Genomic DNA, 23,956 nt, shown 5'->3' with positions numbered 1-23,956 from the left:
CGGGCGGACCATGGGCAGCCGCGGCTGACCGTGGGTGGAATCTCGCTCGCTGGCCGATGACCAGTTCGATCGGCGGCCTGTGGCGGCGGCAGAGCGAATTTTACCGAGGGGAAAGCTGTCTCCGCAGGTCAGCGATCTCGCGCTGCGTCAGGATGCGTTCGGCTTCGGCGTGCTGGCGCGCGTTGCGTAATTCCAGCTCTGTGAGCCGCTGCTGGTCACGCAGGAGGGCGTTCTCTGCGCGTGTCATAAACCAGAGCTGCGCCAAACAGGCGCAAAGAATTGCCAGCGTGGCCACCATCATCCACGGCACCCACCGCGTCGGTCCGTACGGCGCGTTGGAACCGGAAGGAACCGCGGCGGGGGGAGGGGGTGAGGAATCGGCCGAGTTCATGCGGGCGACATGGCATCCTCGCGCGAACAGGCCGCGAGGCAACGCGGATTGTCGGCGACGGCACTCCGCCAATGTAACCTAACAGGTTACATTGGGCCGAGGCGGGGGGCTGCAGATGGGCGCGGGGGAGCTAGGATCTCGCGGCAAGAAGCTCGTTCACCTTGCGCATGACCGCGAACGCGTCGGCGACGTAGAGGACGTCGGCCTTGCCCTGCGCCCAGCTGCAGCTCGGGTTGAGATTGATCGCGCGGCGCTCGTTGATGAACCGCCAGCCGACGGTGTGCGGCTCCTCACCGTGGCAGCACGTCGCCAGACCTTTCGGGTGCCGCGGCGTGGAGCCGGTCTGGCCGACCTGGTTGAGGTGCGACATGAACGGGAGCACGGCCTGACCTTCGCCGCTGAGATCGACGAGCGACTTGGTGCTGCCGAGCGAGGCCTTGGTTTTGCCGAGAAAATCGAGGATCAGTTTTTCGGCTTCCGGCACGTGCGGCTGGCCGTCGGATTGTTTCTTGGTCCAGCCCGCGCCGGCGACGAACAGAAGCTGGGCGTCGGGCCGGATGGTCTGCGCGTCGGCGGCGGGCGCCTGCACGCCGACCACGGCAGTGTGCTGCTGGGCAGGAGTGAGCGGGACGGCGACAGCTTCGACGGTCGCGGTTCCGGCCGCGCCCTGCCACGGCTCGGCGCAACCCGACTCAAGCAGGATGAACCACGGCCGGCGGGTGCGCTGGACCACCGCTTCCATCCGCTGGCGGTAGTACCAGCGCGTGAGATTCAGTTTCCCTTCGGTGACGGCCGCGCCGGTGACGTGGGCGTCGATCCGGCCGCCGAGCCGCTGCGCCGCGCCGGCGAGCACGCGGTTCCAGCGCGACGTGGCGGGCGCGACGACGAGCGTGGCGTTGGCGGATTTCGCGAGCGCTTCGATGGCGACGATGTCGGTGGCGTAGCGCGAGGCCGCGAACTCCGGGCCGGCGACGCCGAGCAAGCGCGTCGCACCGCAAGCGGCGATCTGGTTCGCTGCGGGTTGCACTTCACCGCCGACGAGCCCGGCGACGAATGTCGCGCTAAGGCTCGCCGCGAGCGACTTCGCGGACGTGAGGGTTTCGAGTGCCGGCTTTGCGAGCGAGCCATCGGGTTCGGTGTGAGCGAGAAAGAGGAGGGTTTCCATGGGCTTATTCCTTTCCGATCCAGGCGACGATTTCGGCGGCGATGGCGTCGGGCGTGAGGTCCTTGACGACCCTGGTTTCGCGCCGCTGCTTGGGCAGCGAGACGCTGGCGAAGGCGACGCCGTCACTCGCGATCTTGGCCGGCTGCGCGCGCTGCAACGCCGGCATGACCGTGCGCATGTTCGCCATTCCGACCTGCGGGTTATTGGGCGGTTCGGGAAGATTGCCGGTCGCCCAGCCGAGTAGCGCGGGCAACGCGTTGCACGTGGAAACCTGATGCCGGCCGCCCTCGATGCGCTCGAGTACGCGGATCACGCCGTCGGGTTGCACGGTGAGTTCGTCCACGCCTTGGAATTGATCGGTGATGCCGAGCCGCTCGCCGACCATCTGCAGGGTCGTGCCGGCGCCGCGCGAGGCGGATTCCCATCCGCCGAAAACGAGCAGGCGCGAGCGATCGAGTCCGGCGATGCCTTGGATCGCCGTGGCGAGCGCAGCGGCAATGTCGGCCGATTCGGTGAATCCGCTGGCCGGGCCGTCGAGCGCGACGAGTTCAAACGGCACCTTCTGCGCGACCGTCATCATCACCTGCTGGAGCTTCGCCTTGGGGCCGATACTCACCAGCCACACCTTGCTGCCAGGATTTTTCTTCGCGAGGTTCGCGGCTTCGAACAGCGCGTGGCCGGCCCAAGGGTCGAGCACGGCGGGCAACATCATTTCGTTTTTCAGCGCGGGCCCGGTGGGCGTGCTGATGGGTTCCAGCGTCTGCAGCGGATCAGGCACGAGGCTGCCGCAGACGACGATGTGGTAGGCGTTACTCATGAGGATAAGACAGGGGCCCGCGAATCACGCGGATGGACGCGAAGCCGAACGGAGTTGGAAAGAGAGAGGGTTTTTAGCGATGACGGTGCGGGCGGCATTCGCGGGGGTTCGCGTGATTCGCGGGCCGAAGGTCGAGGATTCTAGCCCGGATATTTCATGAGGTTCATGAAACATCCGCCCTCCGTCTGTCGGGGCTAGCGACAAGGTCGCTCCGCCGCAGGCGGACGGAAATTTCGGACTGAGCTTCACTCCTGTTCATGAAATTTCCGCGCTAGTTTTCTGCGGAGTGCAGCCCGCCGGCGCCGGCGAGAAACGCGATGTTGGTGCGCCGCGGATCCGAAGGGTGCGGTTGCGAGCAGTTCCAGAGGCAGGCGCCGCAATGCACGCATTTCTCGCGGTCGAACTGGGGGACTCCGTTGGTGCCCGCGCTGATCGCCTGGCCGGAGCACGCGTCGATGCAGATCTTCACGCCGCACTGGGCACAGGTGTTTGGGTCGACGAACGTGACGTGGTCCGCGTAGCCGGGCGGAGCCTGCACCTTGCCGCCGGTCAGCAGCGCGTCCTGCTGCGAGATGAGCAGCTTGCCATCCAGCGGGACGGCCGGCCAGCCCACGCGATCCATCAACGCGTCGCGCAGGCTGGTGCCTTTCGCCGCACAGTCCTCGCGCAATTGCTGGATCTCGGCCGGCGTGAGCTTGCCGCGGTAGTAGGACTCGAGACTCGGGACGCGGCGATGTGGGGGTTTCGGATCACCACCGAGATTCAACCGGCCGCCGCTGAGTCCGGTGAGGCCCATTCCGAGCAGGCCGGTGACCACGCCGCGCTGAAAGCCGTCGCGCGCTTGTTCGGCGACACGGGCTTCGCGTTCGACCCAGCTCGCGCGCCGGCGGCGAACGTAGGCTTGCTCGAGGTTTTCCTGCGTGAACGGCTTGCCGGCCTTGAGCAACTCGACCACGCCCTCGGCCAGCATCGTGCCGGTGGCCCACGCTTCGTCGACGCCAGAGCCGGTGAGCACGTTGGTGCTGCCGGAGCCCTCGCCGATGCGCGCGTAGCCGTTGCCGGCGAGTCGTGGCTCACCCGCGCGGCCGGACTCCTGCAGCGATTTCGCGCCCCACGACCGCAGCGTGCCGCCCTCGAGGTAGCGCCAGAGATACGGATGCAGCATCCAATGCTGCAGGTAGCGGTAGGCGGTGCGGACGGGTGAATCGAACCACGACGGCACGAAAATGCCGAGCGAGGCGATCCGTCCCGGATGCACGTACATAAAACCAAAAATCTCGGGCTCGGGATAACCGAACGTGTGGAAAACGGTACCAGGCGCGAGCTCGACGTGCGGCGGCAGATCGACCACGGCCTTCATGCCGATCGCCCAATCGAACTGGTGATTGCCCATCGGCAGCCGGAAGTGTTCATCGAGTTGCCGGCCGAGTGCGCCGACGGGTCCGTCGCCTACGACGGTGAGCGCGGCGCGGATGTCCATCCCGGGCATGAACCCGTCCGCGGGTTGTCCCTGTTTGTCCGTGCCCTGATCGATCAGCCGGACGCCGACGACGCTGCCGTTTTCGAACAACGGACTCGCCACGGGAGTGGAGGGCCACACCTGCACGGTGCCGGATCCCATCACCTGCGAGCCCACCCACTGCATGAATTGGCCCATCGAGAGCACGAGGCCGTCGTGCTTGCGCAGGAACGGCGGCGTCCAGGGCAGGTTCACCGCCTGATGTTCGTAAGGCAGCGCCCATTGGCCGGCGCGGATGAGCGCGTCGGCCACGCGCAATGCGGTCGAGCGACGACTCGCGCCGATCGGGTCGAGCAGATAGGCGATCTTCTCGTGCTTCACCGGGGCGGCCATCGGCACCTGCGCAGGATCGAACTGCGGGAAACTCTGCTTGATCGCGCGCGCCGGAGTGACGACGCCGGAGACGCCGAAGCCCAAGTCATCGGCGCGCTCGTAGCAGATCACCTGCGGCGGCAGGCCCGGCGCGCTGGGGCTTTCGACCGCCGGTGTGCCGTCTTCCTTGACGAGCTGCCGCGACAGCGTGGTGAGAAATCCACCCATCGCGGGCCCAAACCCAACGCAAACGATGTCGACCGACATCGACTGACGATCGGGGAGAGAGGTGCTCATGGCGTGGCTGAATGGGACCTATCGGACGGGTGGGACCTATGAGGTGAGAGAACGCTACGCGGGATAATCGAGCGCCTCGGGAATCATGACGGTGGTGAGGGCGTCCGCGGCGCGGTCCTTGGCGAGCCGGGCCCCCGCGAGGCTCGCGTCGAGCTTCGTACGCAGTGCGACGAACGACTCGGCTCCCGCGGGCGCGCTGCCGTAACCGTAGACCAATTCGGCGCAAATCCGGCCGACTTCGCCGGCGGCCGTCGCGGCCTGCACCGCGCAAAGATCGGTGAAGAAATTGACGTAGCCGCTGAGGCCATCGGCGAGCGTGGCGCTTTCGTGGCCCTTCGTCTCGAGTTCGATCACATCGAGGATTTGCTGGCGCGAGGCGAGGAGCCAGCACAGTGCATCGGCGAGCGGAAACGTGACGCCCTGCCGATTGCTCGAGAAGAGTTTTGCGCCAAGCGCGTCGGTGCCCTTCTGCAGATGTTCGAGCGTCCAGAGCCACAGCTCCATGCCCGCGGCGACTGAGTTTGCACCGATGCCGGGATGGGTGGCGGCGATCTGCTGCAGGTCGCGGATCCAGCTACGGCACGAGCCGAGGAAAACCTCGTTGGTCATCGTCACCGAAAGCTGGCGACGCTGCACCGCTTCCGGCCCTTCGTAGGTGGCCTCGAGCTGGGCATCCATCCATTTGTGGCCGAGGAAACCCGGACAGTCTTCGGTGATGCCGTAGCCGCCGACGAGGCTGACCGCTTCGCGCATGACGTTCGCGCCGTGGCCGGTGTTCCAGAGCTTGGTCGCGGGGCAGAGGACGTTGGCCTGCGAGTCGAGGATGAGATACTGCACGAGCGCGTCGGCTTTCAGCGCCTCGTAACGCGCGGCATCGCGTGTCGCCGCGGGCTGCGCCTCGAGCGCGATGAACTCGAGTGCCTGTTTCGCGATGGCCCGAAACGCCTTCATCTGCGCCATGCCGGGCGCGATTTTCTGTTCGGCGAACTTCTGGTCCTTGAGTTTTTCGAGCGGATCGAGCTCGTCGAAGAGCCGGGCGGCGGCGAACCCGAGCGAGGCCGCGGCCTCGCCGTTGGCCCAGATATCCACGAGCCGTTGCAGGCAGTCTTCCTTCTGCTGCAGCCCCTGGTCGAACCGGGGCGTGCCAGGATTGACGCTCGAGGCGCCGCGGAACCGATTGCGGTGATAGCGAATCACCGGCTCGACTGCCGAGAGCAGTTTGGCGGCGGTCATGATGCCGACGGTCACGCGCGTGCGGCGGAACACGGCCTCGATGATTTCACCGTGGCTGTAGTTTGGAATGATCACGCCATCCTTGATCGTGTAGCCGCCGATGATCCGGCTCGCGGGCACCTTGAGGCTGAACACCGGATCGTTGGTCGACGACAGCTGGTGCACCATCTTGCGCGTTGGCACGCCGCGGTCGTACGTGCCGGGATCGGTCTCCTCGAGGATCACGATGCAGCTGCCCTTGAGGCGCGGATCGGCGCTCTCAACGGCGGCCGTCGTGAAGTTCGCGAAACCCATGTTGGTGATGAAGCGCGCGCGCTTGTCGACCTGCAGCAGCGGCTCCTGTCCGTCCGGCCATTCCGCGATCGACACGCGGCCGCTGAGCAGGCCGGTCTCCACGCCGACATACGGCAAGGGCTCGGTCAGACTGAACGCGCCGCGCCAGACCTGCTTCTGTTCGCCCGGCTGCGGCGGGACGCAGCGGCTCATGTAGACGTCGCGTTGGGCCTGGGTGCCGCGCTCGTGGATGGGGGAGAGAGCGAGGTTGCCGGCGAGACTGCCGGTGGCGGCGCCGGCGTCGACCCAGGCGAGCTCGAGGGCGACGAGCGCGAGCGCGAGATTCTTCGGGCCCTCGATGAATCCGCCCTGATGCGGATCCATGAAGCACGTCGTGATGCCGGCTTCGTCGTAGGCTTTGAGCAGTTGCTGCTTCGCGGCGGTCCACTCGTGACTGTTGCGCGCGCCTTCCGCGACGAGGTGCGCCACCAGTCCGCGGGCGACGCCGCGCGAGGATTGGATCAACATCTGCAGATCGTAACGGTGCTGAAACCGCCACATGATCTGGCGCACGTCGTCGCCGGGAAGGGTCTTCAGCATTTCGCGGGGCTGGGAAGAGGCAGGAGAAACCATGGGGATGCCTTGCTGGAAGTTTCGGTGGAACGAGAGCCGGCCGCCGGGGTGGGGACGTCGACCCGCGCGTCCAAAAACTCTGAAATTCGGCGGGAGCGGGACGATTCAATTCACTCCGCATTTTCTGCCAATTGCCGCCCGTCTGTGGAGCGGCTCCTCGCAATTGGCGCGCAACTCAGCGGGCTGCGCCCAGTTCGGGAACTATGCGCCCGTGCGATCGCGGGCGACGCAGCTACAGCACTGCGAGTCCGATCAGCCCGAGCACGATCAGCCCGGCCAGGATGCAGAGGATGTGACGCTCGAGACGAGTGAGGGGGAGGGGCATGGAAGGGCTGCCGGCTACAGCCCGAACGGCTGGAGCCGCTCGAACAACTGGGCGATCAGCGGCTCGCCGGAAAATTCGGGCCACGGACGATTGCTGGAAACACGGACGAAGAGTTGGTCGCCGTTGTGCGAGAAGCCGTACTTCGACGCGAGCTTGAGCAGCGCGAGCGGCGAACGAGGTTCGCGATGCGCGATCGGCCGGCCATCGTAGAGATGCCAGAACCAGACGTATTGCGGACGCTGGCCGCTGAGAAAAAGCCGCGCTTCGGGCTGCGCAAGCGGGCGGCCGGGCAGCGAGATCAGAGTGGCGGCGGGCGCGAGCGGAACCGGCACCCAGCCGCTGCCCGGCCAGCACGCGTCGGGTGTATGCGACGCGACGAGGCTGACGGGAGCCTGCCCGGCCGGCCAGTACGCGAGATACACGGTGATCTGCTCGAGCTGGTCGTTGCGAACCCGCGTGTAGGTGCGTTGCGCCAGATGCTCGGTTTGCAGCGTCGCAGTGAACTGGTAAAGATCGTCCGCGGTCTGAACGTTCCATCCACCGCTCTCGCCCGGGAGAACGGCGAGGAGGTCGGGTGGCGGCAGGTTCTGGCGCGCGGACGGACGCGTGTTGACCACGAAAAAAAGCGCGAGCGCGACGGTGATCGCGCCGGCGACGGTGACCGGGAGCTGCAGTTTTTCGAGCGAGGAACGGTAGCCTGCTGGCCGGACGTATCCGGTTGCGGCCTCCGTGGTGGCCGTCGGCGTGGCGGCTGGCGGTGAGCGGCGTTCGAGCGCGAGCGCGATTGCCGCCAGCAATCCCGCGGTTACGCCGAGCACGGCAAAACCGGTCAGGTCGTGCCAGAGTCCGGAAATGTCGGCGCCGTGATTGGCGAGCAGGGTCAGGATGAGCGAGCGCAGGAAATTCATCGCGATCGCGAGCGGAGCGGCGAGCGCGATGATCAACGCTCGCGCCCAAGGTCGGCGGACCAGCGTGGCGGAGAAAAAGAGTCCGGCGAAAATGCAGGAGATCAGGCTGCGGATCCCGCTGCAGGCCTCCTCGACGCCGACCGTCGCGGTGGCGAGTTCAATCACATTGCCATGCCGCTGGGCGGCGATTCCAAGCAGGTGCAGGGCACGCAGCACGTTCTCGGTGACGGTGAGCTGCAGGGCCAGCATGAGCCGCAGGTAGGTTCCGGGCGGGATGGGCGCACTCAGCAGCCACACGGCGATCGCGACCACCGCGGTCCAGTTGAAGGGGATGATGCGTGCCGAATCCGCAGCAAACCCCAACAGGCTGGCACCGAGCAGCAGCACGAATGCGCCGGTGAGAACGAACGCCACGAGGGAGTGCGTCCAGTCGAGCGTGGCGGCGTAGAGTCCGCTGGCGCAGACCAGCAGGAGGGCGAGCGCGAGCAGGGTGGATTGCACCGCCCGGAGTCCGGCGGTGCAGCGAAGATAACGTTGGGGGCCGCGACGCGCTTCGTGGAGCAGCAGGAGAAAAAGGACGGGTGTGACGAACCCGTGGGAGAGATCCGCGTTGTCTCGCCAGTGCGGCCAGAGCAAGGCGACCAGCGCGACGAAAAAACCGGCGAGCAGCAGCAGGTTGATTTTCGCCAAGCTCGGAGCGGAGGTGAGCGGCCGCGGGCCTGCAGCGTTGGGAGCGTCGAGCTGGAGCAGGCGACTCATGGGAGAAAGCGCGCGGGCTTCGGTCGTGGCGCGGGGTAACGCTCGAGCAGCGCATAGTGAACCTCGAGCGACATCGGGAGGATGGGCAGCAGCCGGGCGACGGGGGCGTCATCGCCGCGGTGCCGGAAGAAGGCCTCGGCGACGCCGAGCATCGCCGCCTGACCGCCGATCTGGCTTCGAATTTTCGCGCCGAGCGTCTGCAATTTGGCCCAATCGCCGGCGACGCCGATGGCGCAGAAGAGTGCGAGGTGGCTTTCCAACGTGGCGTCGGTGAGCGCCAGGTTGGCGTGCTCGAATTTGGTGAACAGTCGATCGAGCGTGGCGGAATCGGGATGCCGGATCAGGTGCGCCGCCAGCAGGTTCACCGTCGGGGCCGTGAGCGCGGGCGCGAGCAGGGATGTGGTGAGGCGGTCGCGGGACGTGGTCGCCCCCATGGTCGCGTAGGCATGAAGGAGCAGGGCGGCGATGGCGGTGTCATCGAGCCGCGGGCGGTTTGCTTCCAGGAGATCGACCGCGCCAATCACGTCACCGAGCTCGATCCGCTCGTCGATCTGGTAGTAGAGCCCGTAAGGCGGAATGTCGGGCCAGGGGCGGGTGAGCTCGATGCGGGCGCGGGCGCGGTTTTCGCGAAGGAGGAGCTCGGTGCCGAGGAGCGGTCGCCACGGGATCGCTGCGGCGTGCTCGGACGCGAGCAACTGGCGCAGCGTCGCCTGCTCGCCGGTCTGCCGGCTGACAAACACGAGCGCGCGCATCCAGACCGAAGCGTTGTCCGGATCCTCGAGCAGTCGCAACCGGGCGATTTCTTCGACGCCGGCGAAATCGCCGCGGGCGAGCCGGGTGCGAAACCACAATTGATAAGTGAGCGGGCGCTGGGCCGGGTGGTCGTGGATCAACTCGCGGTAAAGCTCATCGGCGCGAAGCGGATGAGTGAGTTGCAGCCGCTGCGCGAGCGTGAAGGCGATCGCATAGTTGTCGGGATCGAACTCGTGGGCGTTGGTGAGATAGAGCATGCCCTCGCTCATGCGGCCGGCCGCGAAGGCTTGCTGCGCGCGGCCCCAGAAGAACGAGCCGCGGGCCTGGCCGACCCGGTGCCAGGAGGGCGGCCACACCAGGTGCACGATGCTGATGGGATAACCGACCGTGCGCAAAAACCCAAACAGCGCGCAGGCGCCCGCCAGATAGATCGCCAATCCCGCGCCGAGGTACAGCGCCAACGCCCGGCCCCAGAACGGCCGCACCTGCGGCGTATCGACCGAGCAACGCAGTCCGTTGGGCGTGGGCACCAGCAACGGGCAGACGCGCCGGAAACGCGCAGCGTCCGCCCAACTCAGGCACGCTTCGCAGCGCGTTTCGAAGGCGCGGCCCGAATCGCTGGGACTCTGGCACGGGCAGGGGGAACGGCCGCGACGCGCTTGGAACCACGTTTTCCGGACGTTCCAATATACCAGTCCCCAAGCTAGGCGGAAGAGGTCAGCGAGGCGGCCAGTCACAGGCCCCCGAGGCTACCGGCGCCCACCGGACCGGCAATGCGAATCCTGAGATCGCCACGCGCGCCGGCGCGGACTTGCGCTGGTCGCGGTTTGCGGCATTCAGCAGGGTGCGCTGCGCGCCTCTCGCGCGACGCCTTGTCCTTCCCTGCACCTCTCACCGATCCATGGCTGCCACTTCTGCTGACGCGAGTTGGGAAAGTTTTTTCTCCTTGTTGCAACGACAGGGTTTCCGCCCGCGGCAGATCGTCGACGTGGGCGCGAACCACGGGCTCTGGACGCGCGGTGCGCTGCAGCATTTTCCCACGGCGGAGTTCTTGTTGATCGAGCCGCAGGGGCAGCTCGAGGCGGAGGTGCAGGATTTGGTGCGACAGGGCTTCAAGCTGCGCTGGATCAGCGCCGGGGTGAGCGACGCGCCGGGGCGGCTGCCGTTGACGATCGCGCCGCAGGACTGCAGCAGCAACTTCGGCATGACCCCGGAGGCCGCTGCGGCCCATGGCTACCAGCAAACCACGGTGGAGATTCGTACGTTGGACGAGATTCTGGCGACGGAGCGGCTGCCGGTGCCGGACATGCTCAAGATCGATGCGGAAGGATTCGACCTGAAGGTGCTCGCGGGGGCCTCGGACTGCATCGGTAAAACCGACATCATCCTGATCGAAGCCGGCGTGTGCGCGATGGGCATCGAGAACACGATGGCGGCGGTGATGGCGCGAATGACGGAGCTAGGCTACAAGCTTATCGATGTGACGGATCTGAACCGCAGCCCGCGGCACGGTGTGCTGTGGCTTTGCGAGCTGGCGTTCATGCGCTGCGGTTGCCCGTTGCTGGAAAAGATCAGCAGCTACCAGTGACTCGGCGCGCCACGCGCGCAAATTCTGTGTCACGGGGTGGCGGATGGGCGGGGGCGCGACAGATTCCCGCGTCCTTTCCCCACCATGAAGACCTTTCGTGCACTCCTCCTCGCCGCGTCGGTCGGGTCCGTCGCGTTGGTTTCCCAGGCCATGGCCGTGGTTACGATCGGTGCGCCCGCGCCCGACTTCACCTTGAACGATATCAACGGTCGGACGCACAAGCTGGCCGACTACCGCGGCAAGATCGTGGTGCTCGAATGGGTCAACTCGGGCTGCCCGTTCGTGCAGAAGCATTATCACAGCGGCAATATCCCGCGACTGCAGCAATCCGCGACGAGCGACGGCGTGGTGTGGCTCGCGATTAACACCGGGCGGGATGGCACGCAGGGCGCGCTCGCCAGCGGTGCGGCTTCGCGCTGGTTGCAGGAGCAGAAGGCCGCGCCGACCGCTTACCTGCGGGATCAGGACGGGACCGTCGGCCGGCTGTACGGCGCGAAAGCCACGCCCCACCTCTTCGTGATCAACGCCGACGGCGTGCTCGTTTACAACGGCGCGATCGACAGCATTCGCTCCGCGGATCTGGAGGACATCGGCCGCGCGACGAATTACGTGAGCGCCGCGCTCGCGGATCTCAAAGCGGGCCGGCCGGTGGCAACAGCCGCCACGCAGCCGTACGGTTGCGCGGTCAAATACTGAGATCCGGCAAAAAGATCATCCCGTACCCTGGCGGCGCGCAGCCCGGTTTCAGCCAACTCCACGGACGAGACGCCCGTACCACGTGGGCTGCAAACCGCTAGGGCGTGGGTGAGGTGAAGGCACACGCGCGCGCCCGGCTCTCGATTGACACGCCGCGGTGCGATCACGAGCCTTCGGCACGATTTCATGCAGACTTGGTCCGGCAGAATCCGAGCGGGTTTGGACGGAGTGGGCAGGGCACTGCTCGCCGCCGCGTTGACGATGGCGGCAACGAAGGCGTCGGCGCAGGAGAGTTTCTTCAGCCGGTTCTTCCATCACGACGTCGAGGTGATCACGGTGACGGACATGACGCCGCAAGGCCGGCTCTTGCGGCAGCCGAACGCCGCGAATCCGATCTACTACGAGGCGCTCGTGCTGGGCTATCAGGACTACGGTCGCAGCATCGCGGGGCTGCGGCCTCCGCAGAAGAAGGAGATGCTGAAGCTGATCCTGAAGATTCTCGCGGACCAGGGCTATCACCCCGGCAGCGTGAAACACATGCCCGAGGTGCTGCTGGTGCTCTCGTGGGGCACGCTGAATTACGACTGGGGCAAGGCCATGCTCTTCATGGGCGGCGACAAGCTGGACATCCTCTGGGAGATGGAGCCGCTCTCGATCAGCAACACGGTGCAGGCGCTCACCCGGTTCCGGCAGAGTTCGCTGGCGCAGCTGGTGAAGGAATCGTCGCAGGGTCCGCTTTACGTCATCTCAATCCTGGCGCTGGATCGGGCCGCGGCGGTCGAGGGCAAGACGCGGCTGCTGTGGCACACGAAGGTGAGTTGCCCGGCGATCGGACTCGCTCTCACGCCCACGTTGAAACAAATGGCCCGCCAGGCGGCACCGCACGTCGGACGGGAGACGGCACAGCCGGTGTGGGTCACGGCGCCGCCCCGCGAGGGCCGCGTGGATCTTGGTGAACTGAAGGTGATCGAGACGATCGATCCCGATGTATTGCCGATTACCGACGCCGATGATGGACCCGATGCCGTCGGTCCGCAGGCGCGCAAACGGCGCGACGAAGCGGCTGCGGCGGCAGGACGATAGGTCCGCCTGCCAGTCTTAGGGGGACATGGACGCGGCGGGGCGGGAGATTGCCGTCCAATAAAAGACGGCACCTTCGTGTCAGACCTTCACCGCGAACAACTCGGGGTGCATCGTTCCCTCGGCCACCTTGTTCACCGTGCCGGTCATCATGATCGAGAAATCGCCGCCGATCTCGATGCCGATCGTGCCCCCGGGCATGTGGACGGTGACGTTGCGATCCACCAATCCGAGCCGGTGCGCCACCGCGGCTGCGGCGCTCGAGCTACTGCCCGAGGCGAGCGTGTAACCAGCGCCGCGTTCCCAGATCTCGAGTTGGATATTCTGCCGATCACGGACGCGCAGAAACTGGACGTTGGTTTTGCGCGGGAAATTCGGATGCGTCTCGATGGCTGGACCGTAGCGATGCGCAATTTCGGGCGAGATCTCGGCGAGCGGAATCACGCAATGCGGATTGCCGATCGTGGCGGCGCAATAGGTGAACTCGCGATCCAGCACGGTGAGTTTCTCGTTGATGACCTCGCGGGCCGCGCCGGCGAGATTCACCGGGATCTTCGCGCTGTCGAAGCTGACGCGGCCCATCGCCACGGTGATCAACCGGCCGTTTTCCTTGATGACCGATTCCACGTTGCCGCCCGGTGTCTCGACGGTGAAGGCGGGTGCGCGCACGAGCTTCTGGTCCCACAGAAAACGGGAAAAGATTCGCAGCCCGTTGCCGGACTTTTCCGCCTCGGAACCGTCTGGATTGAAGATGCGCAGCCCGAACTCGCTTTGTTTGGAGGGCAACGGGCCCCACAGGATGCCGTCGGAGCCGACCCCGAAGTTGCGATGACAGACCACGCGGATCTGGTCGATCGTGGGCGCGGGCTGCCACGACGGGAAATCGCGCGGATCGAGGACGATGTAGTCGTTGCCGAGAGCGTGATATTTGTGGTAGCGCATGACGGAGCGGGATGCGAACCACGGTTTGGGGCAAAAGGCACGGAAAAAGAACACCGGGTGGCTGACAGATGTCTGGCGTAGGCATGGGTGCAGCCCGGCCGCCCTGAGCTCTCAAAATGGGACGACGGAAAAACCATGAAACGCTATCGAAATGCCGTCGGCGATTCCGGCGTGGTCGCCTATGACTATGGGACGGATTGGATCCGGCTGCAGTTTTCGCGGGGCAAACCTTACACCTACCGAGCCGCGAAGATCGGACGCGCGAACCTGGAGACGATGAAACGGCTGGCGGACGCCGGTGATGGCCTGACGACGTTCATCAACACGCATCCGAAAGTCAGAAACGGCTACTTGCGATAGCAGCGCTGGACGGAACGGCGAAGAGCGAGGTACGCGCGGGAGGACTCAGGACGATGCCGGCTAGGCCGCCGGCACGGGGGCACCGAACAGGCCTTGCTGCCTGATCGTCCTCGCGACGAGCGGCGGCACCATCGTTTCCCAAGTGGTATCGCCCTCCCTGATCCGACGCAGCACGTCGCGACCATGGATCCCCAGCAGCTCGCGGTCGAAACCGATCACGCATTCGAGGTAGTGGTTCTCCAGCAGGTGCGCGTAGAGGTTGCTCAAGTGATCGGCGACGTGGACGTTCTTCGCGGTGATCAACAGCTGACCGCCGGATCCATCGCGCGGAGTCGAGGGCGCCGGCGCTTCGCCACGGACAAATCGCGCATAGGTGTCCTGCCGCATCGGGTAGATGTAGAGTTTCACCGCGTGCCGGAACATCCGGCCAAACGATTCGAGAATGCCGCCCTCGAGGTGCTCGTAATATTTCTCGTTGAAAATTTCCAGGAGGTTGTCGACGCCGAGCGTGACCCCGATCATCTCCTTCGTGTACCGGCGGAAGTAGGAGGTGAGCCGGTAGAACTCGGCGTAATTCGAGACCATGGCGGTAAACCCGAGTTCGCCGACCAGGTCGACGCGGGCGAGCAGTTCGTCGAGGTCGAGCGTGCCGCTGTCGAGTAGGTTGTGGATCGAGATCTCCATCAGCGTCACGATCTCCTTGCCCTGGATCAGCGGCTCCTGGACGAACTGCGCGGCGGCGCAGTTGAGCATGTCGATGTTCACGCGGGTGACCGGGCGGAAGGTGCCGCGCTCGATCAGCACCGCTTTCTTGTAGAAGAGTTCGGCAGGCTGCAGCACCTCGTGGCGCGGGGCGAGCATGACGGCGTTGGTGAGTCCGAGTTGGACGAGGCTGAGCGCCATCCGGCGATTGTCGACGTGGGGAAACGCCGGCCCGGCGAACTGGACCATGTCGACCTCGACGCGCGCGGTGCCGACGTTGTCGACGAGCGACTGGATCAGCTGCAGCGGATCCTCGCGGAAATAGAAGGCGCCATAGATCAGGTTGGTGCCGACGATGCCGAGGGCCTCCTGCTGCAGCAGCGCTTCCTTGTCCCACATGCGCACGTGCAGCACGATTTCGCTCGGCGCGCCGCCGGGCTCGGATTGGAAGCGAATGCCGATCCAGCCGTGGGCGTCGTTGTTGCCCTTGTAGCTGGTGGCTGCGACGGTGTTGGCGAAAACGAAAAACGTCGTGCGATCGCCGCGGGTGGTGGCGAGGCGCTCCAGCAGCAGCTGGTATTCGTGTTCGAGCATGAGCGCGAGCCGCTCGCGCGAGACGTACCGCGGCGCCTTGCCGTAAATCGCATCGCTGAACGTCATGTCGTAGGCGGAAATCGTCTTTGCGACCGTACCGGACGCGCCGCCGGCCTGGAAAAAGATCCGGGCGACCTCCTGGCCCGCACCGATCTCGGCGAAGGTGCCGTATTTCGGCTCGTCGAGATTGATCGTGAGCGCCTTGCGGTTGGTGGTGAGAAGGGTCTTCTGCGGGACCGGCATGCGGCGAATATGAGGCGGGAGGCCGCCAGCGCAACTGCGCCGCGCCCGACTCGCGCCGGAGCCTCTCGCGCGTGCGCTGGCGGCGCCGCGGCTCGCGCTGGAGCCGCGTCGTCCCAATGCCGACCCTTGCGCCCAGTTCCCAAGCCATTTTCACGTATTACGTGAAAATGCGCCGGCGCGATCGCGTTGACGCGCCGCGGGAATTGCACGAACCAGAGCCGCGGCGGGAGTATACTGAGCGGGGAAGGAGCGTGGCGAATCGGGGAGAGCGAGGTCCCGGACAATTTCACGTATTACGTGAAATTGGCCGGGGCGGCGGGCGGGCGCAGGAGCCGGCGGTAGGAGCGCGGGGCGACGCGAGCGCGATTCCGCAAGACGCTACTACGTAGGCCGCGGCACCGTCGAGCGAGCCGCGCGCCGCTGGCGGCGATTTGCGACCGCCCATCCGGATTGGACTGGAGGAACCCGCCAAACGAGGTAGGGTCCGCGCCGTTGTCCTATGAAAAACTTTTTCACGTCGATGCTTGGCGCGTTGGTGGCCCTGATCGTCTTCACGCTGGGCGGCGGACTGTTGATGCTCGGCCTCATTGGCGCGATGGCCGCGCTGGGTGAGAAACAGGTCGCGGTGGAGAAGGGCTCGTACCTGGTGTTCGATCTCTCGTCGGCGATCACGGACGCACCGCCGGTGATCGACTTTCGCGCGCTGGGATCAGACCACAAACCGACGCTGCAGCTGCGCACCGTCACGCGCACGCTGCGCGCGGCGGCGAAGGACGACCGGATCGCGGGCATCTTCATTTTCGGCGATGTGCCGGCGGGCGGGCCCGGTTATGGCGCGCTTAAGGAGGTGCGCGCGGCGCTCAACCAGTTCAAGGCGTCGGGCAAGCCGGTGAAGGCGTATCTCACGTATGCGACCACGAAGAACTACTATCTGGCTTCGGTGGCCGACGAGCTGACGATCGATCCCTACGGCACGATCATCATGCCGGGACTCGCGAGCCAGCCGATGTTCCTCGCGGGCGCGTTCGAGAAATACGGCATCGGCGTGCAGGTCACGCGCGTGGGCAAATACAAATCGGCGGTCGAGCCGTTCACGCGCACGGACATGAGCCCGGAAAATCGGGCGCAGATCCAGAAGCTGCTCGACGATGTCTGGGCCGGATTGCTGCGCGACATGGCGGGCTCGCGAAAACTGAAGTCGAATGCGATTCAAGCGACGGTCGATGCCGAAGGGTTGATCCGCGCCGACGCCGCCAAGGCCGCGAACCTGGTCGATCGCATAGCCTATCGCGACGAGATCATCGGCGAGCTGAAGCGCATCACGGGCCGGGACAATTCCAAGGAATCGTTCAAGCAGATCGGACTCGTGGACTATTCGAAAGTGGCCAAGGACCAGCCGCCGCCGTTGCGAACGATGAAGCCGGCGGATCGGGTCGAGGAGCTGGCCAAAACGGAGGGCGACGCCTCCGCGAAACCGGCGGTCGCCACCAAGACGCCGGACGCCGCGGCGCAGAAAACAAGCCCGGCGGCGAAGAAAGCCGAAGCACCCGCGGTGGCGGTGAAAGACGACGATGACCAGGTGCGTCGATCCAGCCGCTCGGGGCGCGTCGCGGTGGTTTACGCGGAGGGCGACATCGTCGACGGCGAGGGCAACGAGCAAGGCGAGATCGGCGGCACGCGTTTCAGTCGCGAATTGCGCCGGCTGCGGCAGGACGACAGCGTGAAGGCGATCGTGCTGCGCGTGAACAGCCCGGGTGGCAGCGCGTCGGCGTCGGAGACAATTCAGCGCGAGATCCGGCTGGCGCGCGAAGTGAAGCCAGTGATCGTCTCGATGGGGTCCTACGCGGCGTCCGGCGGGTATTGGATTTCCGCGTATGGCGACCGAATTTTCGCCGAACCCACGACCGTGACCGGATCGATCGGCGTGTTCGGGATCATGTTCGATGTGCAGAAACTCTTCAATGGCTGGGGGCTGACCTTCGACAGCGTCAAAACCGGCCGGTTTGCCGACACGCTGACGATCGCGCGGCCGAAGACGCCGGAGGAGATGGCGCTGTTCCAGCGCTCGGTGGACTGGATCTACGACCAGTTCGTCTCGAAGGTGGTCGAGGGCCGGCACCTCGCGCGCGAGCACGTCGAGGAGATCGCGCAAGGGCGGGTGTGGTCCGGCGTCGAGGCGAAGAAGCTCGGACTCGTGGACGAACTCGGCGGCTTGGACGCGGCGATTCGTTACGCCGCGGGCCGCGCGGGGCTCGGCAGCGATTACCGGTTGGTGGAATATCCGCGGAAGAAGGAGTTCGCCGAGGCGCTGCAGGAGGTGTTCGAGAAGATGGCGCCGAACAGCGCCCGCGCGTCGGGCGTGGTGGGCCAGGTGGTGCAGCGGGTGGAGAGCGAGCTGCGCGTGCTGGGGACGTTCAACGATCCGCAGGGAGTGTACGCACGCTTGCCGGAAAACTTGATGATTCAGTAGAACGTGGGAAGCTGCGGCACGGCGGGCGTCATGCCGGTGTCCGCTGCGACTCCCTGCCTCCATGTCGAATCACGTTCTCCAACGCGCCACGCCGGCGACGATGATCCCCGCGGGCGACGCTACCACGCTGCCCGCCGGGACCGAAGTGCACATCGTCCAGACCCTGGGCGGCAACGTGACCGTGCGCACGGATCACGGGCTGTTCCGGATCGCCGCCGAGCATGGGGACGCGATCGAAGGTTATGTGCCGAAGTCCGCGAGTGTCGGCGGCGAGCCGGTGCAGGGCGAGTTCAGCGAGCAGATGGTGTGGGATGCGTTGAAGACCTGTTTCGATCCGGAGATTCCGGTGAACATCGTCGATCTCGGACTGGTGTACGATCTTGCGGCGGAGAAGACGCCGACGGGCGGCTTTGCGGTCGAGGTGAAGATGACGCTGACCGCCCCGGGTTGCGGAATGGGTCCGATCATTGCCGAGGACGCGCGCGAGAAGATTGCGCGGCTCCCGCAGGTGGAAGCGGCGAAAGTGCACATCGTCTGGGATCCCGTGTGGACGCCGCAGATGATTTCGACCGAAGGCCGGCAGGTGCTCGGGTTGGAGTAGATCGCCCGGCGGAGACCTGCGGCGAAACGCTGGCACGTTCCGCTGCAGCCGATTGCGGTTTACGCCGAGATCGTCTCAGGTGAACCGCGGTCGGCGGGGTGAGGCGTTTCGCAATTCGGCCGGGCGATGACACCCTCGTAAGGCTCGTCCGCGATCAGGTGCGCGGGCTCGGGCAGCAGATGTCGATCGCAGACGCGGAAGAGTTCGGCTTCGGATTCGGCGCGGCGCATCTCGCGCAGGAAGGCGCCCGTGGGGTCCACCGCCTGGCCGACGAAGTTGAGATACTTCTTCATCTTGCTCACGTGGATTCGCTCCGGGATCCCCGGCGTCTGGGTCGCCTGGTAAAGATGTGCGATGTAGTCGCGGACATCGGCGAACGTGGGACGGAAGCAGGCCGGCGAGGTGGCGCCTGCCGTCGCGGGGAGGCTGCTTGGTTCTGTCGTCGACTGAAGCGCCGGTGGCGGGTGAAACAGCTCGCGGCACTGGCGAAAGATCCACGGATTGCGGATGGCGTGGCGGCCAATCATCACACCCGCGGCGCCGGTTTCGCGGAGGATCGCGACGGCGCGGGGCGCGGACGTCACGTTGCCGTTCGCGAGCACAGGACAGCGCACGCGCTGCACCGCGCGCGCGATGAAATCGTAGTGCACGCGGCTGCGATACATCTCCTTCACGGTTCGCCCGTGCACACTGAGCAGGTCGACGCGGTGGGCATTCACCAGGTCGAGCATCGGTTCGAACGGCGTCGTGTCGTCGAACCCGATCCGCATCTTCACCGTAAACAGGCCGCCGGGCGTGGCGGCGCGGAGCGCGCCGAGGATCCGGTCCACATGAGCGAGATCGCGCAGCAGCCCGCCACCGACGTTCTTCTTGTAGACCTTGGGTGCAGGACAGCCGAGGTTCAGATCGATCCCCGCGATCGGGTGTTGCTGAAGCTCACGCGCTGTGCGGACCAGTTGCTCGAGGTCCTCGCCGATTACCTGGGCAAAAATTGGCCGGCCGGTGGTGTTGTCATCGAGGCACCGGACGATGTGCTTCTCCAGCCGCGACTGGGAGTGCACGCGGAAGAACTCGGTGAAAAAATAGTCGGGCGCGCCGTAATGCGCGATCACCCGCATGAACGTCAGATCGGTGACGTCCTGCATCGGCGCGAGCGCGGTCAGCGGGAGTCCAGCAACGACGGGTGGCGGAAGCGGTGCGGGGAGATCAGTCATGGCGCGGACGCGCTGAGGCGCGTGCTCGGATACGCACGCCGGGAGGCAGGAGCGCACTCGATGCGGGCAGAACGCCCGTGCTCCCAGGACGGCTCGGCGGGACGCCTCGCCCTACCATCTTCGCTGGTGAGGGACGCAAGCGCTCAGGGATTTTCCTCTTCCTCGCCGGGTTCCTCGGCCTGCTGCTGGCGCACGCGTTCGAGGATCTCGGTCATGTCCTCGACGGCGTCGAGTACCGCGCGGGCGACGAAGATCGGCCGTTTCTGCTGGAGGGCGAGGACGATCGAGTCGCTCGGCCGCGCGTCGATTTCGACGATCTTCTTGCCAAGTTCGTTCTCCATCTTGAGCAGGATGCGGGCGAAGAACGTGCCGTCGCGAGCGTCATTGACGAGCACGTGCTCGAGGTGGGCGCCCAAGCCGAGAAAAATGCTGCCGATCAAATCGTGCGTCAGCGGGCGCTCTTTCTTCACGCCATTAAGCGTCATCTGGATGGCGTTGCCGACCGAATGATCGACGTAGATCACGAACGTCTTGCCGTCGTTGCCGAGAAACACGGCGCAGCCGTTGGCGGTCGGCATCACGCCTTTCACGGTCACGGTGACGGCATCATTCTGCATGAGGAAAGAAATGGGCTTAAGCCCAGAAAGCGCAAGTCGGGTTCGGCAGTGAACGGGTGGCGTCGTGTCTCCGGACGCGGCCGCGGGCTGGATGTCCCGCCCGACGCGAGAACGTGGTGAAGATGAAGGCGCGGTGCACGAGCGCTGGCTGGGGAAGGGCTGAGCGCGGGAGGCTGTCGCCAAGCCCCGGACCACGCGGCGGGATGCCCGTGCGACTTACTCGAAGCCGAGCAGATTGATCCCCCAGGTGCGCGCCTGCGCGAGCACCGCGGGCCGATCGAGCATGATCACTCGGCCGGCCTCGAGCGCCGCGGCAGCGATGCCGGCCTCGCGCATGGTCTCAAGCGTGCGCTGGCCGAAGCAAGGGACGTCGAAGCGATAATCCTGGCCGGCCTTGACCGTCTTCACGAACAGCGCGGCGTCGGTCTTGAATGCCCCGGCACGCCGCAGCATCTCGTCGGTGCCCTCGTAGGCTTCGACCGCGAGCACGGTGCCTTTCCGAACGACACAGCCCTGGCCGATGTCGAGCCGGGCGCATTCGCGCGCGATGTGGACGCCATGCTCCACGTAGTCGCGATCGATCGGAAACGATCGGCCGGTCATGCAGCCGGCGGTGGCGAGCTGGTCGTCCAAGAACGAGCGGGCGTCGAGCAACGTGATCCCGAGTCCTTCGATTTCCGCGGCGATGGCGCCGAAGATCGTCTCGGCGTTGCGTCGTTTCAACGAAGCGAGCAGGCGCACCGCCTTGAGGTCGGGATGCAAGCCGCGAAACAACCGCCGCGGGGAAATCTGACCGGCCATCAGCGCGTAGCCGGCATCGAACTCGCGGAGCATTTTCAGCATCTTGCCGAGTTGCCCGACCAGCAAGGTGCGGCGGTCCGCGTCGGCAAACGACGCGATCAGCTCGGGACGCGTTTCCTCATCGAAGGCGATCAGCTTCAGCGGGACGCCGGCGTGGCGCGCCGCGGCGGCGACGAGTTGCGGATAGAGACCTTGTCCGGCGATCAGCGCGAGCGGACGGCGCGGGTCGAAATCCGGAGGCAGGAACGCGGAGAGCGGCACGAGGCAAGTGGAGCAGGGAGCGGTGCCCAGGGAAACGGAAAAATCCTCAACGCTGCCATGTCCGTTCGGGCAACCGTTTTTTCCGTACGGCGGGCATTCCGCCGGCCACCGGGAGGTCGAGTCACCTTCGCGGCGCTCACGGAGCGAGCGTCCGACTTTGGTTGGCTCGCGATCGATGCGTCCGCGGGCGCCCCACGCGAAGCCCGCTCCGGCCACACTTCTGCCGCGCGTCGGGCTACGACTGCGAGCCGTAGTATTTTTTGTAGCTCCGGTAGTAGCGGTAGTTCGAGTAGTACTCGATCCGCCGCGGGGAGAGTCCGTTGAGCACGACGCCGAGCACCTCGTTCTTCGCGTCGCGGAGCGCTTTCATGTAAAGCCGGATGTGCTTTCGGTAAGCGCGATTGAAGCGGCAGACGTAGATGATCTCGTCGGTGCGCTCGGCGATCAGCATGCTGTCGGTCACCGCGCCGAGCGGCGGCGAGTCGATGATCACCAGATCGTATTCGCGTTTCAACCGTTCGAGCAGTTGGCCGAACACGGGGTTTTCCAAAAACTCGGTCGGGCTCTTCGAACGACCGCCGGAGCAAAGCAACGAGAGATTCTCGGAAATCTTGATGATCCCCAACGCGGGCGTGCTCGCGAGCTCGCCGTCGAGCGGCGAGCCGGCTTCAAACCACGTGATGAGACCGGCGTTGTTCTGCTGTTTGTAGTGACGGTGCAGCATCGGGCGGCGCAGATCGCAGTCGATCAGCAGCGTGTTTTTGCCGTGACGCGCGAAGCTGCCGGCGAGATTGCAGGAGATGAGGGTCTTGCCTTCGCCCGGAATCGTGCTGGTGACGAGGACAGTCTTGGGGAAATCCAGCTTCGAGTGGATTTTGACCGAGCTGTAGACACTGAGGAACGCCTCGACACCGGGTGCCTGTTTGCCGCTCAACAGGAGCGAGTACTTTTCGTCGTCCTTCAGCGCGGCGAGGTCGGGGATGATCCCGAGCAGGCTGGCGCCGATGAACGATTCCACGTCCCACGCGCTCTTGATCCGGTCGTCGATGAAGCTGAGTCCGAACGCCACGCCGAAGAAGACCATCACGCCGACGCCGACGCAGAGCCGGATGATCGCATTCAGGTTGGGCGTGAACGGCGCGCCCGGCACGACGGCATGGTCGAGCGGATGGAGCGGGATCTTCTCCAGGTTCTTGGTCGTCGTGGTCTGGTTGAGCCGGTCGAGGATGGACAGGTAGTTGGCTTTCGACACCTGCGCCTGATTCTGCAGCGAGTTGAACTCGGGGGCGAGGGCGCCGAGGTCGAGGGATTCCTTCTCGGCCTTCGCGAATTGTTCCTGGAGGGTGCGCTCGTTTTCGCGGGCTTCGTTGAGCCGGGTGCCGAGGTCCGCGATCGCGAGATCGAGCGCCTTGCCGAGCTGCTCTTGGACGATCGCGATGCTGTTCGCGAGATCGATCATTTTCGGATGCCGTTCGAGATAGCGTTCGGCGAGGACCGACTGCGACTGGAGCAAGCTGGAGAGCTGCGCGCTGAGGGTAGGCACGGTGCCATGCCCGGCGATGAACTGGATCTCGACGAGGTTGCGACCCTCTTTCCGGTAGGCTTCGACCAGCGCGTATTGATTCTCGAAATTGAGCCGGACCAACTGCGCCGAAGTCAGCGTGCTGCTGATCGTCTTCAGGCGCTCGCTCACGATGTCCTTGTTCTTGTCGAGCGACACGAGGTTGTGCGCCTGCATGTAGGCGTTGAGCTTGACGTCGGCTTGCTCGGCCTCCTTGCGGAGTTGGTCGGCGCGATTGCGGAGGAATTCGACCGCGGACTCGTTCACGCCGCCCACCCGCTCGATGAGGTAGGTCATGAATTGGTTGACGTAGCGGTTGGCGACGAGCGCGGCGGCTTCCGGATCCGGGTGCACGACGCGAACGGTGATCAGCAGGCTGTTGCGGGCGGCGTCGATGCTGACGCCGCCCAGGGCGCCACCGGCGGACGGCGGCGAGGCGCCAGGCGCGAGGTTCGCGAGATACGGCCGCTGCAGGATCTGCACTTCCTCGGGCGTGAACGACTCGACGACGCGGGACCGCATGCGGGCGCTGTTCAACACCTGGATGTTGGTGTTGAGCTCGATATCGCTGCGCACGGACGGGTCGACGACGACCTGCGACGTGACGACGGTCTCCGGCTTCTCGAACTGCATCGTCGCCATCGCCGCGTAGAGCGGAGTCTCCCGCGCCCGGAAATAGCCGAGCGGCACGGCCACCAGCAGCGCGAGCGGCAAGGCGATCCAGAGCCGCTCGCGCAGGATGATGTAATAGTCGCGCAACCCGCGGCGTTCGACGAGGGTTTCCTCATCCCGGGCGCCGCCGGGCTGGACAGCTGGTTTGGCTTCGGCGAGCGACATGAGG

General features: G+C 65.6%; 19 protein-coding genes. 6 read left to right on the top strand and 13 right to left on the bottom strand.

From position 1 onward, the window contains the following. Nucleotides 1–100: 100 nt before the first annotated feature. The 7 genes from OTER_RS19650 to OTER_RS19620 all read right to left on the bottom strand — a co-directional run bounded on the left by OTER_RS19650 (nucleotide 101) and on the right by OTER_RS19620 (nucleotide 9,915). Nucleotides 101–391, bottom strand: a complete 291-nt coding sequence (locus OTER_RS19650) for a hypothetical protein (protein WP_012376693.1) — start codon at nucleotides 389–391, stop codon at nucleotides 101–103. A gap of 130 nt (nucleotides 392–521) precedes the next feature. After that, on the bottom strand, nucleotides 522–1,556 hold the full coding sequence (locus tag OTER_RS19645; RefSeq protein WP_012376692.1) for an electron transfer flavoprotein subunit alpha/FixB family protein: 1,035 nt from the start codon (nucleotides 1,554–1,556) through the stop codon (nucleotides 522–524). 4 nt (nucleotides 1,557–1,560) lie between these two features. Then, nucleotides 1,561–2,373 (bottom strand): electron transfer flavoprotein subunit beta, encoded by an 813-nt coding sequence (locus OTER_RS19640; RefSeq protein WP_012376691.1) that lies wholly within the window; start codon nucleotides 2,371–2,373, stop codon nucleotides 1,561–1,563. Between the two features lie 271 nt (nucleotides 2,374–2,644). Beyond that, complete coding sequence (locus tag OTER_RS19635; protein ID WP_044891901.1) at nucleotides 2,645–4,501, bottom strand: 4Fe-4S ferredoxin; 1,857 nt, start codon at nucleotides 4,499–4,501, stop codon at nucleotides 2,645–2,647. Nucleotides 4,502–4,555: 54 nt separating this feature from the next. After that, nucleotides 4,556–6,640, bottom strand: a complete 2,085-nt coding sequence (locus OTER_RS19630; RefSeq protein ID WP_044891900.1) for an acyl-CoA dehydrogenase family protein — start codon at nucleotides 6,638–6,640, stop codon at nucleotides 4,556–4,558. Between the two features lie 339 nt (nucleotides 6,641–6,979). After that, nucleotides 6,980–8,632: an exosortase/archaeosortase family protein gene (locus tag OTER_RS24485; RefSeq protein ID WP_012376688.1), complete on the bottom strand. Its 1,653-nt coding sequence runs from the start codon at nucleotides 8,630–8,632 to the stop codon at nucleotides 6,980–6,982. Continuing rightward, a complete protein-coding gene (locus OTER_RS19620; RefSeq protein WP_148218185.1) occupies nucleotides 8,629–9,915 on the bottom strand; it encodes a hypothetical protein in 1,287 nt (428 codons plus the stop codon). The genes OTER_RS24485 and OTER_RS19620 overlap by 4 nt, the downstream gene beginning before the upstream one ends. A 371-nt stretch (nucleotides 9,916–10,286) precedes the next feature. Between OTER_RS19620 and OTER_RS19615 the strand changes: the two genes are divergently transcribed. The 3 genes from OTER_RS19615 to OTER_RS19605 all read left to right on the top strand — a co-directional run bounded on the left by OTER_RS19615 (nucleotide 10,287) and on the right by OTER_RS19605 (nucleotide 12,752). Beyond that, on the top strand, nucleotides 10,287–10,973 hold the full coding sequence (locus OTER_RS19615; RefSeq protein WP_012376686.1) for an FkbM family methyltransferase: 687 nt from the start codon (nucleotides 10,287–10,289) through the stop codon (nucleotides 10,971–10,973). An 84-nt stretch (nucleotides 10,974–11,057) separates the two neighbouring features. Further along, nucleotides 11,058–11,669 carry a redoxin domain-containing protein gene (locus tag OTER_RS19610; protein WP_012376685.1) on the top strand — a complete coding sequence of 204 codons (612 nt, stop codon included), beginning with the start codon at nucleotides 11,058–11,060 and terminating at the stop codon, nucleotides 11,667–11,669. 186 nt (nucleotides 11,670–11,855) lie between these two features. Beyond that, complete coding sequence (locus OTER_RS19605) at nucleotides 11,856–12,752, top strand: hypothetical protein (RefSeq protein WP_012376684.1); 897 nt, start codon at nucleotides 11,856–11,858, stop codon at nucleotides 12,750–12,752. Between the two features lie 78 nt (nucleotides 12,753–12,830). Here the strand turns inward: OTER_RS19605 and dapF are convergent, their stop codons facing one another. Then, a complete protein-coding gene (gene dapF, locus OTER_RS19600; RefSeq protein ID WP_012376683.1) occupies nucleotides 12,831–13,691 on the bottom strand; it encodes a diaminopimelate epimerase in 861 nt (286 codons plus the stop codon). Nucleotides 13,692–13,826: 135 nt separating this feature from the next. On the opposite strand from dapF, the gene OTER_RS19595 reads away from it, so the two are divergent. Continuing rightward, entirely contained in the window at nucleotides 13,827–14,051 is a 225-nt protein-coding gene (locus OTER_RS19595; protein ID WP_012376682.1) for a hypothetical protein, read from the top strand. A 60-nt stretch (nucleotides 14,052–14,111) separates the two neighbouring features. Here the strand turns inward: OTER_RS19595 and OTER_RS19590 are convergent, their stop codons facing one another. Beyond that, nucleotides 14,112–15,590 carry a hypothetical protein gene (locus OTER_RS19590; protein ID WP_012376681.1) on the bottom strand — a complete coding sequence of 493 codons (1,479 nt, stop codon included), beginning with the start codon at nucleotides 15,588–15,590 and terminating at the stop codon, nucleotides 14,112–14,114. 499 nt (nucleotides 15,591–16,089) lie between these two features. Here OTER_RS19590 and sppA point away from each other — a divergent pair, with 499 nt between their 5' ends. Next, nucleotides 16,090–18,060 (top strand): signal peptide peptidase SppA, encoded by a 1,971-nt coding sequence (gene sppA / locus OTER_RS19585; protein ID WP_012376680.1) that lies wholly within the window; start codon nucleotides 16,090–16,092, stop codon nucleotides 18,058–18,060. 61 nt (nucleotides 18,061–18,121) lie between these two features. Next, entirely contained in the window at nucleotides 18,122–18,661 is a 540-nt protein-coding gene (locus tag OTER_RS19580) for an iron-sulfur cluster assembly protein (protein WP_012376679.1), read from the top strand. 59 nt (nucleotides 18,662–18,720) lie between these two features. Here OTER_RS19580 and OTER_RS19575 read toward each other — a convergent pair whose 3' ends face one another. The 4 genes from OTER_RS19575 to OTER_RS19560 all read right to left on the bottom strand — a co-directional run bounded on the left by OTER_RS19575 (nucleotide 18,721) and on the right by OTER_RS19560 (nucleotide 23,952). Continuing rightward, on the bottom strand, nucleotides 18,721–19,875 hold the full coding sequence (locus OTER_RS19575; RefSeq protein ID WP_012376678.1) for a tRNA-dihydrouridine synthase family protein: 1,155 nt from the start codon (nucleotides 19,873–19,875) through the stop codon (nucleotides 18,721–18,723). Between the two features lie 143 nt (nucleotides 19,876–20,018). Next, nucleotides 20,019–20,492, bottom strand: a complete 474-nt coding sequence (locus tag OTER_RS19570) for a bifunctional nuclease family protein (RefSeq protein WP_012376677.1) — start codon at nucleotides 20,490–20,492, stop codon at nucleotides 20,019–20,021. A 216-nt stretch (nucleotides 20,493–20,708) separates the two neighbouring features. Further along, entirely contained in the window at nucleotides 20,709–21,554 is an 846-nt protein-coding gene (locus OTER_RS19565) for an LpxI family protein (protein ID WP_012376676.1), read from the bottom strand. Between the two features lie 235 nt (nucleotides 21,555–21,789). Beyond that, on the bottom strand, nucleotides 21,790–23,952 hold the full coding sequence (locus OTER_RS19560) for a GumC family protein (protein ID WP_012376675.1): 2,163 nt from the start codon (nucleotides 23,950–23,952) through the stop codon (nucleotides 21,790–21,792). Between the last annotated feature and the right edge of the window lie 4 nt (nucleotides 23,953–23,956).

Origin of the sequence: Opitutus terrae PB90-1 (assembly GCF_000019965.1) — a bacterium.
Classification (GTDB): Bacteria; Verrucomicrobiota; Verrucomicrobiia; order Opitutales; family Opitutaceae; genus Opitutus; species Opitutus terrae.
This window is presented reverse-complemented; position numbering and strand designations above follow the sequence as displayed.

What these genes read in the sequence shown, in the direction of transcription:
- OTER_RS19650 (WP_012376693.1), bottom strand. Translation starts at nt 391, where the DNA reads ATGAACTCGGCCGATTCCTCACCCCCTCCCCCCGCCGCGGTTCCTTCC.
- sppA (WP_012376680.1), top strand. Translation starts at nt 16,090, where the DNA reads ATGAAAAACTTTTTCACGTCGATGCTTGGCGCGTTGGTGGCCCTGATC.
- OTER_RS19605 (WP_012376684.1), top strand. Translation starts at nt 11,856, where the DNA reads ATGCAGACTTGGTCCGGCAGAATCCGAGCGGGTTTGGACGGAGTGGGC.
- OTER_RS19590 (WP_012376681.1), bottom strand. Translation starts at nt 15,590, where the DNA reads ATGCCGGTCCCGCAGAAGACCCTTCTCACCACCAACCGCAAGGCGCTC.
- dapF (WP_012376683.1), bottom strand. Translation starts at nt 13,691, where the DNA reads ATGCGCTACCACAAATATCACGCTCTCGGCAACGACTACATCGTCCTC.
- OTER_RS19630 (WP_044891900.1), bottom strand. Translation starts at nt 6,640, where the DNA reads ATGGTTTCTCCTGCCTCTTCCCAGCCCCGCGAAATGCTGAAGACCCTT.
- OTER_RS19645 (WP_012376692.1), bottom strand. Translation starts at nt 1,556, where the DNA reads ATGGAAACCCTCCTCTTTCTCGCTCACACCGAACCCGATGGCTCGCTC.
- OTER_RS19635 (WP_044891901.1), bottom strand. Translation starts at nt 4,501, where the DNA reads ATGAGCACCTCTCTCCCCGATCGTCAGTCGATGTCGGTCGACATCGTT.
- OTER_RS19615 (WP_012376686.1), top strand. Translation starts at nt 10,287, where the DNA reads ATGGCTGCCACTTCTGCTGACGCGAGTTGGGAAAGTTTTTTCTCCTTG.
- OTER_RS19595 (WP_012376682.1), top strand. Translation starts at nt 13,827, where the DNA reads ATGAAACGCTATCGAAATGCCGTCGGCGATTCCGGCGTGGTCGCCTAT.
- OTER_RS19610 (WP_012376685.1), top strand. Translation starts at nt 11,058, where the DNA reads ATGAAGACCTTTCGTGCACTCCTCCTCGCCGCGTCGGTCGGGTCCGTC.
- OTER_RS19580 (WP_012376679.1), top strand. Translation starts at nt 18,122, where the DNA reads ATGTCGAATCACGTTCTCCAACGCGCCACGCCGGCGACGATGATCCCC.
- OTER_RS24485 (WP_012376688.1), bottom strand. Translation starts at nt 8,632, where the DNA reads ATGAGTCGCCTGCTCCAGCTCGACGCTCCCAACGCTGCAGGCCCGCGG.
- OTER_RS19575 (WP_012376678.1), bottom strand. Translation starts at nt 19,875, where the DNA reads ATGACTGATCTCCCCGCACCGCTTCCGCCACCCGTCGTTGCTGGACTC.
- OTER_RS19640 (WP_012376691.1), bottom strand. Translation starts at nt 2,373, where the DNA reads ATGAGTAACGCCTACCACATCGTCGTCTGCGGCAGCCTCGTGCCTGAT.
- OTER_RS19560 (WP_012376675.1), bottom strand. Translation starts at nt 23,952, where the DNA reads ATGTCGCTCGCCGAAGCCAAACCAGCTGTCCAGCCCGGCGGCGCCCGG.
- OTER_RS19570 (WP_012376677.1), bottom strand. Translation starts at nt 20,492, where the DNA reads ATGCAGAATGATGCCGTCACCGTGACCGTGAAAGGCGTGATGCCGACC.